This window comes from Streptomyces sp. NPDC060049 (assembly GCF_042736715.1).
In the GTDB taxonomy this organism is placed as follows: Bacteria; Actinomycetota; Actinomycetes; order Streptomycetales; family Streptomycetaceae; genus Streptomyces.
Genome location: NZ_JBHWVV010000015.1, coordinates 98,955 through 111,760 on the forward strand (window position 1 = coordinate 98,955; position 12,806 = coordinate 111,760).

Genomic DNA, 12,806 nt, shown 5'->3' on the forward strand with positions numbered 1-12,806 from the left:
TCGAGACTAGGAGAATCCGGCCGCCGCCCCGTCCGTTTCGCGCTCGCGCTCCAGAAGCCTCCGGAGCGCCCCAGGGACGATGGCCAGCTCCGCGTACGCACCGCGCTGGACCACCGCGCCGCGGTCCAGGACGAGCACCTCGTCGACCTCCTCCAGACCGGCCAGCCGGTGCGTGATCAGCACGGTGGTGCGGCCCTCGGTCGCGGCCAGCAGATCCGCCGTCAGCGCGTCGGCCGTCGCCAGGTCCAGGTGCTCGGCGGGCTCGTCCAGGACGAGGACCGGGAAGTCCGCGAGCAGCGCCCTTGCCAGCGCGAGGCGCTGGCGCTGGCCGCCGGAGATCCGCTCGCCGTGCTCGCCGACGAGCGTGTCCAGACCCTCCGGGAGCCCGTCGGCCCACTCCAGTAGCCGGGCCGCCGCCAGGGCCTCCCGCAACTGCCCTTCGCTCGCTCCGGGCCGGGCCAGGAGCAGGTTCTCCCGTACCGAACTGTCGAAGATGTGCGCGTCTTGGGCGCACAGGCCCACGACCCGGCGCACGTCGTCTCCGTCGATCGCGCACGCGTCGGTCCCGCCCAGGGTGTACGAGCCCTCGTGCGCGTCCAGGAAGCGCAGCAGGACCTGCGCCAGCGTGGTCTTCCCGGATCCCGAGGGGCCGACCACCGCGATCCGGCGTCCCGCCTCCAGGGTCAGGTCGAGCCCGCGCACCGCGTCGCACTCCTGCCCGGGGTGGCGTGCGGCGAGGCCGGCCAGGCGCAGCGGGAAGGGCGAAGCCGGCAGCGGCGCCGGCACCTCCGGCTCGGCGACCGGGACGGGCGCGTCGATGACCTCGTACACCCGCTCGGCGCTGCGGCGGACCCGCTGGCGGTACTGGACGGCCTGCGGAAGGCCGGCGACGGCCTCGAACGCGGCGAGCGGAGTCAGCACGACGACGGCCATGGCGACCCCGGACAGCCGGCCTCCCGCGACGGCGTTCGCACCCACCGCGGCGGCGCACACCACGGTCAGTCCGCACAGCAGGGCGGACAGTCCGCTCCCGAGTCCCGTGACGGCGGCCGCACGGGCGGCGATCCCGGTCAGCGTGCGGTCGCTGTCCTTCGCGGCGGCCTTCCGGCCGTCCAGGGCGCCGGCGACGGTCAGTTCGGCGGTCCCGGTGAGCAGATCGGCCACGCGGGTGGCGAGCTCTCCCCGGGCGGGCGCGAGCCGGCGCTCGGTACGGCGCGCGCAGACCGCGCTGAGCAGCGGCACCCCGACCCCGGCGGCGAGCAGCCCGGTGGCGAGTACGGCCCCGGCCTCGGGCAGCAGCCATGCGGTGAAGGCCACCGATCCCGTCCCCACGAGCACGGCGGTGCCGACGGGCAACAGCCAGCGCAGCCAGTAGTCCTGCAGGGCGTCGGCGTCGGCCACCAGCCGGGTCAGCAGATCGCCGCGCCGCTGCGCGGGCAGCCCGGCGGGCGCGATGCGCTCCAGCCGGCGGTAGACGGAGACGCGCAGGTCGGCGAGCATCCGCAGCACCGCGTCGTGGGAGACGAGCCGCTCCGCGTACCGGAAGACGGCCCGCCCGATGCCGAAGGCGCGCGTGGCGGTGACGGCCACCATCAGGTAGAGCACGGGCGGCTGTTCGGAGGCCCGCGAGATCAGCCATCCGGAGACGGCCATCAGCCCGACGCTGCACCCGACGGCCAGCGCCCCGAGCAACAGTCCGAGCCTGAACCGCCCCTGCCAGGCCTTGGCCACCCCCCGCACCCGCTTGAGCGGATCCCGACCGCCGGCTTCCACCCCGCCCGTCCTGGCCGACCGCTCGGCGGCAACCCCGAGGATCCACTCCCCGGGATCGCGCGGTACGGCTGCCCGCGGCGCGACCGCGCCGTCGGCGGGGGCGGGAAGGGGTGTACGGGGCGCGGGCCCGGCGGGGCCCGCCTCGACCCGTACGACCCGGTCGGCCAGCGCCAGGAGCGCCGGCCGGTGCACCACCAGAAGCACCGTCCGGCCGACCGCGAGCCTGCGCACGGCGTCCACGACGGCCGCCTCGGTCTCGCCGTCCAGCGCAGCCGTCGGCTCGTCCAGCAACAGCACCGGCCGGTCCGCCAGGAAGGCCCGTGCCAGCGCGAGGCGTTGCCGCTGCCCGGCGGACAGCCCGGCCCCGCCCTCGCCGAGCGCCGTCTGCGCACCGCGCGGGAGGGTCCGTACGAACTCCCACGCCCCGGCGTCCTTCAGCGCGGCGGTCACTTCGGCGTCGGCCGCCCCCGGCCTCGCCAACCGGACGTTCTCCGCGATCGTTCCGGCGAACAGGTGCGGCCGCTGGGGCACCCACGCGATCCGCTCCCGCCACTGTTCGACCGACAGTCCGGCGAGGTCCACGCCACCGATCCGCACCCGGCCCGCGCTCGGCCTCACGAACCCCAGCAACACTTGCAGCAGCGTGGACTTGCCCGCGCCGCTCGGCCCGGTGAGGGCCACGCATTCGCCCGGTCCGACGGACAGCGAGACCGGCCCGGGGGAGTCCTCGCCCCGGCCCTCGTAGCGGACCGCCACCGCGTCGAGCTCGATCCGCAGCCCCGAAGCGGGTACGGCGGCCGTCCCGCCCGACGCGGCGAGCGGGGTCTCCAGCACCTCGAAGATCGCTTCCGCGGCGGCCAGTCCTTCCGCCGCCGCGTGGTACTGCGCCCCGACCTGGCGCAGGGGCAGGTACGCCTCGGGCGCCAGGACCAGGATGACCAGCCCGGTGTACAGGTCCAGCTCACCGTGGACCAGCCGCATGCCGATGGTCACGGCGACCAGCGCCACCGAGAGCGTCGCCAGCAGTTCGAGCGCGAACGACGACATGAACGCGATGCGCAGCGTGCGCATCGTCGCCTGCCGGTAGTCATCGGTGATCTTGCGGATCGATTCCGCCTGCGCCTTCGCCCTGCCGAACACCTTCAGGGTCGGCAGGCCGGCCACCACGTCGAGGAAGTGCCCCGACAGCCGGGACAGCAGGCGCCACTGGCGGTCCATCCGGGACTGGGTGGCCATCCCGATGAGGATCATGAAGAGCGGGATCAGCGGCAGGGTGCCCACGATGATGGCCGCCGACACCCAGTCCTCGGTGACGACCCGGGCGAGCACCGCCACGGGGACCACGATCGCGAGCCCCAGTTGGGGCAGGTAGCGGGAGAAGTAGTCGTCGAGCGCGTCCACGCCCCGTGTGGCCAGGGCCACGAGGGACCCCGTCCCTCCCCAATCACTTCGCGCAGGGGACACCCCATGGGCGCTCAGCCCGCCGGGGCTGAGATCCGCGGCCCGCTCCAGCAGCCGGCCCCGGAGTTCCGACTTGACCGCCGCGCTCGCCCGGTGCGCGGCCAGCTCCGTCAGCCATGCCACGAGGCCCCGGCCGAGCGCCACCGCCGCGAGCAGCAGCAGGGGGGTCCGCAGGGCTCCGCCGTCCAGACCGTCCTCGAAGGCGCCGACCACGATATCGGCGATCAGCATCGCCTGGCCCACGACCAGCCCCGCCCCGGCGAGCCCGAGGGCCACCACCGCTCCCAGGAAGAGGCGGGTGGAACGGGCGTACCGGAGCAGGCGCGGGTCGATCGGTTTCACGTGAAACATCCCCAGTCAGGAGCAGGCGGGGCGGACAAGCGGATCGGAATCAGTGCGCGTCGGCGATGTGCTGGGTGCCGATGCGCTTGCGGAACACCCAGTACGTCCATCCCTGGTAGAGCAGGACGAGCGGAGTCGCCAGCGCCGCCAGCCAGGTCATGATCTTCAGGGTGTACGGGCTGGACGAGGCATTGGTGACCGTGAGGCTCCAGGCGTCGTCCAGCGAGGACGGCATGACGTTCGGGAAGAGCGACAGGAACAGCATCGCGACGGCGGCCGCGATGGTGACCCCCGACAGGGCGAACGCCCAGCCCTCCCGGCCCTTGAGGTTGAAGCCGAGTGCGCCGAGCAGCGCCAGGACCGCGACGGCCATCGCAACGAGGCTCCAGCCGTCGCCGCGCGAGGCCTGGGTCCAGGCCAGGAAGACGACCGCCAGGGCGGCGGTCACCACCCCGAGTCGGGCGGCCAGCTTGCGCGAGCGCTCCCGGATGTCACCGACCGTCTTGAGCGAGGTGAACACCGCGCCGTGGAAGGTGAACAGGCTGAGCGTGACCAGGCCGCCGAGGACCGAGTAGACGTTGACCAGGTCGAAGAGGGTTCCGACGTACTCCTTGTCCTGGTCGATCTTCACTCCGCGCACGATGTTGGCGAAGGCCGCCCCCCAGAGGAACGCGGGGATCAGCGAGGTCCAGAAGATCGCGTGTTCCCAGTTGGTCTGCCACTTGTCCTCAGGCCGCTTGTGCCGGTACTCGAAGGCGACGCCGCGGATGATGAGGCAGACCAGGATGAGCAGGAGCGGGAGGTAGAAGCCGGAGAAGAGGGTGGCGTACCACTCGGGGAAGGCGGCGAAGGTCGCGCCGGCCGCCGAGAGCAGCCAGACCTCATTGCCGTCCCACACGGGCCCGATCGTGTTGATCAGGACCCGCTTCTCCGTGCGGCCGCGGGCGAGCAGCTTGGTCAGTACGCCGACTCCGAAGTCGAAACCCTCCAGGAAGAAGTAGCCGATCCACAGGACGGCGATGAGCACGAACCAGACGTCGTGGAGTTGCATGGTGTGGTCTCCTCAGCCTCAGTACGAGAAGGCCATCGGCCGGTCGGAGTTCTTGTCGTCCCCGCCGATCTTGGTGGGGGGGTTGAGGTCGGCCTCGGTGAGCTCGGGCGGGCCGGCCTTGACGTACTTGATGAGGAGCCTGACCTCGATCACGGCGAGCACGGCGTAGAGCGTCGTGAAGCCGATCATCGAAGTGAGCACCTCGCCCTGGGATACGCCCGGCGAGACCGCGTCCCTCGTGCGCAGGACCCCGTAGACCACCCAGGGCTGGCGCCCCATCTCGGTGAAGATCCAGCCGAACGAGTTGGCGATCAGCGGGAAGCCCATGGTCCCGAGGGCGACCATCCAGTACATGTGCGAGAACTTCGGGCTCAGCGCCTTCTTGAAGAGGACCAGGTGCGGGACCTCGTCCTCCCCCGTGCGCAGACCGGGCGGCAGCATGAACTTCTTGCGGGTCAGCCACAGCCCCAGCAGACCGACGCCCAGCGAGGCCATGCCGAAGCCGATCATCCCGCGGAAGCCCCAGTAGGCGACGGGGATGTTGGGCCGGTAGTCGCCGGGCCCGAACCTCTCCTGCTCGGCCTCGTTGACGTCGTTGATGCCGGGGACGAAGGAGGTGAAGTCGTCGTTGGCCAGGAAGGACAGCAGTCCCGGGATCTCGATGGCGACCTTGTTGTGGCCCTTCTCGACGTCGCCGTAGGCGAAGAGGGAGAAGGGGGCGGGCGCCTCGCCGTCCCAGAGCGCCTCGGCGGCGGCCATCTTCATCGGCTGCTGCTTGAACATCACCTTGCCGAGGAGGTCGCCGCTGATGGCGGTTCCCATGCCCGCGATGACCATGACGACCAGCCCGAGCCTCAGCGAGGTCCGCATGACGGGGATGTGCCTCTTGCGGGCGAGGTGGAAGGCCGCGATACCGACCATGAACGCGCCGCCGACCAGGAAGGCCGCCGTGATGGTGTGGAAGAACTGGGTCACCGCGGTGTTCTGCGTCAGCACCAGCCAGAAGTCCGTGAGCTCGGCCCGGCCGCGCTCCGGATTCATCCGGTATCCGACGGGGTGCTGCATCCAGGAGTTCGCCGCGAGGATGAAGTACGCGGACAGGACGGTGCCGATCGAGACCATCCAGATGCAGGCCAGGTGGATCTTCTTCGGCAGCTTGTCCCAGCCGAAGATCCACAGGCCGATGAAGGTGGACTCGAAGAAGAAGGCGATGAGCGCCTCGAAGGCCAGCGGGGCCCCGAAGATGTCACCGACGAACCGCGAGTAGTCGGACCAGTTCATGCCGAACTGGAACTCCTGGACGATGCCGGTGACGACACCCATCGCGATGTTGATCAGGAAGAGCTTGCCCCAGAACTTGGTGGCCTTGAGGTACTTCTCCTTTTCCGAACGCACCCACGCGGTCTGCAGGATCGCGACGAGCGCGGCCAGCGAGATCGTCAAGGGGACGAAGAGGAAGTGATAGACGGTGGTTATACCGAACTGCCATCGCGCCAGGGTCTCTGGCGCCAGAGCTAGGTCCACGTCGTCGTCTCCTTCGTTCCGTCGTGGTCACAGCCGCTGTTTTGCCTCTTGTATCCCACTCAATCCGGGAGGAAGCAGGACACGCTTGTGAACGCGTTCACATTCACAAGCATTATGTCGCATCGCTCTCGGCGCGTTTCAGGGGGGTCCCCCTAGCGAAGAAATTCAACAGATTGTTGAATACAAGGCGTGAAGATTCGAATCTCCTGGCCTGCGGGCCACCTCACCGCAACCCTCGACGAGACCCCGACCGCCAAGGCCCTCACCGAGGCGCTCCCGATATCCGCGTCCGCCAACACCTGGGGCGAGGAGGTCTACTTCGACACCGGCGTCCGCGTGCCACTGGAGGACGACGCCCGGCAGGTCGTCGAGCCGGGCACCGTCGCGTTCTGGACCGAGGGCGACGCGCTCGCGCTGCCCTACGGTCCGACGCCCATCTCGCGCGACGGCGAGAGCCGCCTGGCGAGCCCCTGCAACGTGCTCGGCTCCTTCGACGGCGACCCCCGCCTGCTGGCCACCGTCCGCGACGGCGACCCCGTCCGCGTGGAACCGGCCTGAGGGCTGTCTCTTCGGATCTTGCCGGAAGAGACGGCCTGGTGCTGTGACCGGGGCGCCCCCGGCCCGAACCCCGACCGGAGGACCCCCGACCGGAGGACCCCCGACCGGAGAACCCCCGACCGGGGAGCCGGCTAGAACTCCTTGAAGAAGGCCGCCGCCGTGTTCAGGAAGAGATCGTTCGCCTCGGGCTCGCCGATCGTGACCCGCAGGCCCTCGCCCGCGAAGGGCCGGACCACGACTCCGGCCTTCTCGCAGGCCGCCGCGAAGTCGGCGGTCCGCTCCCCGAGCCGCATCCACACGAAGTTGGCCTGCGTCTCGGGCACGACCGTCCAGCCCTGGGCGAGCAGCGTCCCGTACACCCGGGTGCGCTCACCGACCAGCGACCCGACCCGCCCCATCAGCTCGTCCTCGGCGCGCAGCGAGGCGACCGCCGCGTCCTGGGCGAGCTGGCTGACACCGAAGGGCACCGCCGTCTTGCGCAGCGCCGCGGCCACGGGCTCGTGTGCGACGGCAAAGCCCACGCGCAGGCCCGCGAGCCCGTACGCCTTGGAGAAGGTGCGCAGCACCGCGACGTTCGGGCGGTCGCGGTAGAGCTCGATGCCGTCCGGAACCTCGACGTCGCGGACGAACTCCTTGTACGCCTCGTCGAGCACGATCAGGATGTCGGAGGGCACCCGGTCCAGGAACCGCTCCAGCTCGGCGCGGCGCACCGCGGTGCCGGTGGGGTTGTTGGGGTTGCAGACGAAGATCAGCCTGGTGCGTTCGGTGATCGCCTCGAACATCGCGTCCAGGTCGTGCACGTCACCGTCGGTCAGAGGGACCTGGACGGACGTCGCACCCGAGATCTGCGTGATGATCGGATAAGCCTCGAAAGACCGCCAGGCGTAAATGACCTCGTCGCCGGGACCCGCCGTCGACTGGATCAGCGACTGGGCGACCCCGACCGATCCGGTGCCGGTGGCGATGTGCTCGACCGGGACCCCGAACCGCTCCGCGAGCTCGTTCGCCAGGCCCGTGCACGCCATGTCGGGGTAGCGGTTGAACTGGCCGGCCGCCGCGACCACGCTCTCCAGCACCCCAGGCAGGGGCGGGTACGGGTTCTCGTTGGAGGACAGCTTGAACGCCACGGGACCGCCCGCCGCGGCGGGCCTCCCGGGCTTGTAGGTGGGGATGCCGTCCAGCTCGGCGCGCAGCCTCGGGCTCTTCTCGCTCACCGCAGGTCCTCCTCGACCGTCCCGTACGACGTCGCCGTCGACTCAATGCTCCTCACCTTATGAGGATTCCGCCGATCCGAGAACGGCAGGCGCCAGGAATGCGGGAGAGCGCACGCATATATGCGTGCGCCGGTGGCCTGCGCCGTGGCGCGCGTCCCTCGTACAGGTGAGTTGAGACCGACCCCGGAGCCCTCCGTTTTGGCATGCTCGGGCCCGACGACAAGTGCACTCGCCACTCTCCGCAACCAAAAACCTTTGTTTCCAAGGTCATTGGGGGTGGCGAACCGTGCAGAATCGTGCCTGTCAACGCCTGCATATGCACCCGGACCACCCGCCCCACCGCGCCCTACTATCGGCTCGCCATGACAGCAGCAGGGAAGCATCAGGTGAGCCGGACCGAGACCACCCGGCGGGCCGCCGGCCGACAAGGCCGGGCCGGCATCAGGGACGTGGCCGCCGCGGCGGGCGTCTCGATCACGACCGTCTCCGACGCGCTCAATGGCAAGGGGCGCCTTCCGGACGCCACCCGCCGCCACGTTCGCGAAGTCGCAGACCGGCTGGGCTACCGCCCTTCCGCGGCGGCCCGAACCCTCCGTACCGGCAAGTCGGGCCTCATCGGCCTGACCGTCACCACGTACGGGGATGAACCTTTCACCTTCACCGAATTCGCTTACTTCGCCGAGATGGCCAGAGCCGCCACCTCCGCCGCGCTCGCCCGCGGCTACGCCCTCGTCATCCTCCCCGCCACCTCCCGACACGACGTCTGGTCCAACGTGGCCCTCGACGGCACCGTCGTCATCGACCCCTCCGACCACGATCCGGTCGTCACCGAACTGGTCCGCCAGGGCCTGCCCGTGGTCTCCGACGGCCGCCCGGCCGGCTCACTTCCCGTCACCGCCTGGGTCGACAATGATCACGAGGCCGCCGTACTGGGCCTCCTAGACCACCTCGCAGCCGCCGGCGCCCGCCGCATCGGGCTGCTGACCGGAACCACCACCGACACCTACACCCGGCTCTCCACCACCGCGTACCTGCGCTGGTGCGAGCGCGTGGGCCAGGATCCCGTCTACGAGTCCTACCCCGCCCACGACCCGTGCGCCGGCGCCGTCGCCGCCGACCGGCTACTCGCCCGACCCGACCGGCCCGATGCCGTCTACGGGCTCTTCGACCCCAACGGAACCGACCTGCTGGCCGCCGCCCGGCGCTACGGCCTGCGCGTCCCAGAGGATCTGCTGCTCGTGTGCTGCAGCGAATCCACCGTGTACGCCAACACCGAACCGCCCATCACCACCCTGTCCCTCAAACCGCGCCGCATCGGCACCGCCGTCGTACAGCTGCTCATCGACGCCATCGAGGGCGTCGACACGGGCGGCCCCGTCGAACAGGTCATCCCGACCGAGCTGATCATCCGCACCTCCTCCCAGCGCAGGCAGCCCCGTACGACCGTCAGCCCGCCCCGTTCCCCCGCGCAGGACTGACCACCACACCGGTCCACCGGCGGGGCCGCCGGCCCCGCCGAGGATTTCGGCAACACCGATATCGGAAGAAATCGGCAGGAACGATCGGCTCCGCACAGGATTCACCACCCCTGGTGCGTCACAGAGCGCGAGCTGCATTCCTATGATGGGCGCACGACATCACGGACCCTCCGCCCTCGAGGCGGGAGGGTCCGCAGGTGTACGGCAGCGCGACGGTGGTGGAGGGGTCGATGACTCAGGGGGCCGGTCAGGTACCCGCGGTGCGGACGGACACCGAGCGGGACTTCCGGTTGCCGGTCGCGGAACCAACCCCACATGCCGGGGCCGTGGCGGCCATCGGGCTTCCCCGCGACGCCCCCGTCTACGGCGAGTACCCCGCGTACTACGACGGGAGCCCGTCCCCCGTCCCCGCGCAGCACGGGTACGGCTACCGGTACGAGGGCACCGCGCCGCCCACCGTGCAGCACGGCTCCGCCCACGCAGACCCGTACGGCATCGGCGCCGGTGAGGCCGTGCGCGCCACGGCCCACGCCGCCGAGGAGGACGAGCCCGACGAGGGCTACACGCCGACACAGCGGGACCTGCCCGTCATAGGGCGCGGCGCCATCGGCGGCCCCGGCGACACCGTCCAGGTCCACTACGTCCCCCAGGACGCCGCGGCGGACGGCCCGGGTCCGCTCTACGTCGTCGGCGACGTCCACGGCTACCTCGACGAGCTCGTCACCGAGCTCCAGGCCCAGGGCCTCATCGACGCCGACCTCAACTGGTCCGCCGGCACCGCCCGGCTCTGGTTCCTCGGCGACTTCACCGACCGCGGCCCCGACGGCATCGGGGTCATCGACCTCGTCATGCGGCTCTCCGCCGAGGCCGCCGCCGCCGGCGGCTACTGCAAGGCACTCATGGGCAACCACGAGCTGCTCCTCATCGGCGCCAAGCGGTTCGGCGACACCCCCGTCGCCTCCGGTGCCGGCACCGCCACCTTCCAGGCCGCCTGGCTCCTCAACGGCGGTCAGCGCACCGACATGGAGCGCCTCCAGGACGTGCACCTGCAGTGGATGTCCCGGCTCGACGCGGCCGTCCTGGTGGACGACCACCTGCTCCTGCATTCCGACACGACCGCCTACCTCGACTACGGCGACTCGGTCGAGGACGTCAACGACACCATCCACGAGCTGCTCAACCGCAACGACGCCGACATCACCTGGGACCTGTTCCGCAAGTTCACCAAGCGCTTCGCCTTCCGGGACGAGGAGAGCGGCCCGGCGGCCGTCCGCGAGCTCCTCGGCACCTACGGCGGCAGCCGCGTCGTGCACGGCCACAGCCCGATCCCCTACCTGCTCGGCGAGGTGGGCACCGAGGACGGCGACGCGACGCGCGGCCCGGAGGCCGTGGTCGGCCCGCACGTCTACGCGGAAGGCCTGGCCATCGCCATGGACGGCGGCGTGACGATGGCCGGCAAACTGCTGGTCGTACAACTCCCGCTGAACGACTAGGGCTTCCCGGAGCTGGGTATTTCCGGAAAGCCCCTGTCAACGTACGGCGTGGGCGCTCTACCATCGCTCTATCCGTAGCAGGCTCTCCTCCGTTTGTGCCGGCGCCCGGGTCTACGCGGGCATACCGGCTTGTACGGAGCATCGGGGGATGCACATGACCAGCGCTCCGCACCTGCTCACCGAAGACCGACCGGAGTTCGATCGGCTCCTCGACGAGGCGCTGCGCACCGCGAACGACCGGCCCGAGCTCGCCTCCATCGGCGAACGGCTGAACGCCGAACAGCTGCGCACCATGGCCATGGCGGCCACCGCGCTGCTGACCGGCGCGGCCGCGGCAGAGTACGACCATTACGTGAAGGTCCGCAAAGAGCGGCAGGACGAGCTCCTGTCCACCCCCGGAACGACGGGGGAGGAGAGCGGCGGACAGGGCGCGGGCGGCGGCGCGGGTGTCAGCGCCGTCGTCGCGGTCCTCGCGCCGGTCCTGGCCGGCACCGCCATGCTGATCTTCCTGATGGTGGGCTACATCCTGAAGATGATCGAGCCCGAACCAGCCTTCGCCGACACGATGCTGACGACGGGCTGGCTCTTCGGCGGCCTCACGGCCGCCGCGCTGCTCTTCGCCGTGATCGGGCTGCTCGTGACGGCCGTCCGCAACAGTTCCACCGAGGTGGTGGCGGACGAGACCGAGGCGGTACCCGACGAGGTCTCACGGGCCCGGGAGGCTTGGCGCAACGCCCTGCTGGAGCGCGGCATCATGCCGTTCCTGCAGGATGCGCTGGCCGATCCCAGCGCGGCGTCCGCGTTTCCGGTCCCGCGCAAGCCGGGGGCCGGGCGCATCCCCAACCTGGGATACACCCGGCCCGATTTCACCAGTCCCGGGGCCCCGGCTGAGGGACCCCGTCCTGGCTACTCGTCTCCGGACTTCACGAGCCCGGACTTCGGCGGCCCGGAACCCGAGCCGGAGTGACGATGAGTCAGCACGCTAGTTCGTCGCGTTCGGCCGCAGGCTCATGTCCTCCTTGGTCAGCTTCTTGTTGGTGAACCGGGCCAGACCATTGGCACCCGCGGCGGGCTGAGGAGCCGCCGCGGCCCACACCTCGTTGCAGACGAGGGCGTCCGGAGTGCCGGGATTGATGGTGCACTGGGTCTCGTAGATCTCGCCCGCAGTGGTCAGCACCTCGATGTTGACGATGTTGGCCTGGGAGGAGACCGAGACGGCGCAGGCGTCCGTGGGGTAGGTCTCCCCGGTGTCGGTCAGGTCGTACCAGCGCCACGGAGTGGGCGACCCCGGCCCCGTCAGGTCGCGGATGCCCGCGTAGGTGATGGTGTCCGAGAGCACCGCCTTGACCTCACGGGAGGCGGCAGGCCTGATGGCGTCCACGTCGAAGCACTGGCCGCTGGCACCCTGAGTACCGGTCGGACCGGTCGGACCCGTCAGACCGTCAGTGCCCGCCGTACCCGTCGGACCCGTCGGACCCGTCAGACCGTCAGTGCCCGCCGTACCCGTCGGACCCGTCGGACCCGTCGGACCCGTCAAACCGTCAGTGCCCGCCGTACCGGTGGGACCGGTCGCGCCCGTCGCGCCCGTCGGTCCCGTGTCGCCCTGGCGGCCGCGCGGGCCTCGGGGACCCGTCGGGCCCACCCTGCAGTCGTCGTCGTGCGGCGACTTCCCCGCCTCCGTGGCCCCCTTCTTAGCCGCTGACGTCCTGTCAGGGTCGTCGTGCCACGACTCGCAGTGGTCCCCGTTCCGGGGGGCCGCCACGGTCGTAGTCGCGACTGCGGGCGCCGCGATGCTCGCCAGCACCAGGGCCACCGAAGCGAGGGTGCCTCCGGCCAGCCACTTGCCCCGACGGGGCAGGGGGCCCAACAGTCGGGACTTGTCTTCAGAACTCATTTACCGCTCCTCGCACAC

The 12,806-nt window shown here is 70.7% G+C and carries 9 protein-coding genes; 4 read left to right on the plus strand and 5 right to left on the minus strand.

Features of this window, described 5'->3' with window-relative positions; genetic code table 11:
• Nucleotides 1–6: 6 nt before the first annotated feature.
• From cydD to ACFWBY_RS26450, 3 genes are read right to left on the minus strand one after another with little or no spacing between them, the layout of a single operon-like run.
• Nucleotides 7–3,576 (minus strand): thiol reductant ABC exporter subunit CydD, encoded by a 3,570-nt coding sequence (gene cydD / locus ACFWBY_RS26440; protein ID WP_385333377.1) that lies wholly within the window; start codon nucleotides 3,574–3,576, stop codon nucleotides 7–9.
• Between the two features lie 49 nt (nucleotides 3,577–3,625).
• Entirely contained in the window at nucleotides 3,626–4,627 is a 1,002-nt protein-coding gene (gene cydB / locus ACFWBY_RS26445) for a cytochrome d ubiquinol oxidase subunit II (RefSeq protein WP_385333380.1), read from the minus strand.
• Between the two features lie 18 nt (nucleotides 4,628–4,645).
• On the minus strand, nucleotides 4,646–6,151 hold the full coding sequence (locus ACFWBY_RS26450; protein ID WP_385333382.1) for a cytochrome ubiquinol oxidase subunit I: 1,506 nt from the start codon (nucleotides 6,149–6,151) through the stop codon (nucleotides 4,646–4,648).
• A 189-nt stretch (nucleotides 6,152–6,340) separates the two neighbouring features.
• Here ACFWBY_RS26450 and ACFWBY_RS26455 point away from each other — a divergent pair, with 189 nt between their 5' ends.
• Entirely contained in the window at nucleotides 6,341–6,709 is a 369-nt protein-coding gene (locus tag ACFWBY_RS26455) for a cyclophilin-like fold protein (RefSeq protein ID WP_385333385.1), read from the plus strand.
• 131 nt (nucleotides 6,710–6,840) lie between these two features.
• Here ACFWBY_RS26455 and hisC read toward each other — a convergent pair whose 3' ends face one another.
• Nucleotides 6,841–7,923, minus strand: coding sequence for a histidinol-phosphate transaminase (hisC, locus tag ACFWBY_RS26460; protein ID WP_385333387.1), 1,083 nt, complete (start codon nucleotides 7,921–7,923; stop codon nucleotides 6,841–6,843).
• 362 nt (nucleotides 7,924–8,285) lie between these two features.
• Here hisC and ACFWBY_RS26465 point away from each other — a divergent pair, with 362 nt between their 5' ends.
• The 3 genes from ACFWBY_RS26465 (at nucleotide 8,286) to ACFWBY_RS26475 (ending at nucleotide 11,861) form a co-directional block, all read left to right on the plus strand.
• Nucleotides 8,286–9,401 carry a LacI family DNA-binding transcriptional regulator gene (locus tag ACFWBY_RS26465; protein WP_214954921.1) on the plus strand — a complete coding sequence of 372 codons (1,116 nt, stop codon included), beginning with the start codon at nucleotides 8,286–8,288 and terminating at the stop codon, nucleotides 9,399–9,401.
• A 230-nt stretch (nucleotides 9,402–9,631) separates the two neighbouring features.
• Complete coding sequence (locus tag ACFWBY_RS26470) at nucleotides 9,632–10,894, plus strand: metallophosphoesterase (RefSeq protein WP_385333389.1); 1,263 nt, start codon at nucleotides 9,632–9,634, stop codon at nucleotides 10,892–10,894.
• A gap of 148 nt (nucleotides 10,895–11,042) precedes the next feature.
• Nucleotides 11,043–11,861: a hypothetical protein gene (locus ACFWBY_RS26475; protein WP_385333391.1), complete on the plus strand. Its 819-nt coding sequence runs from the start codon at nucleotides 11,043–11,045 to the stop codon at nucleotides 11,859–11,861.
• A 15-nt stretch (nucleotides 11,862–11,876) separates the two neighbouring features.
• Here ACFWBY_RS26475 and ACFWBY_RS26480 read toward each other — a convergent pair whose 3' ends face one another.
• Nucleotides 11,877–12,275: a hypothetical protein gene (locus ACFWBY_RS26480; protein WP_385333394.1), complete on the minus strand. Its 399-nt coding sequence runs from the start codon at nucleotides 12,273–12,275 to the stop codon at nucleotides 11,877–11,879.
• Nucleotides 12,276–12,806 lie beyond the last annotated feature (531 nt).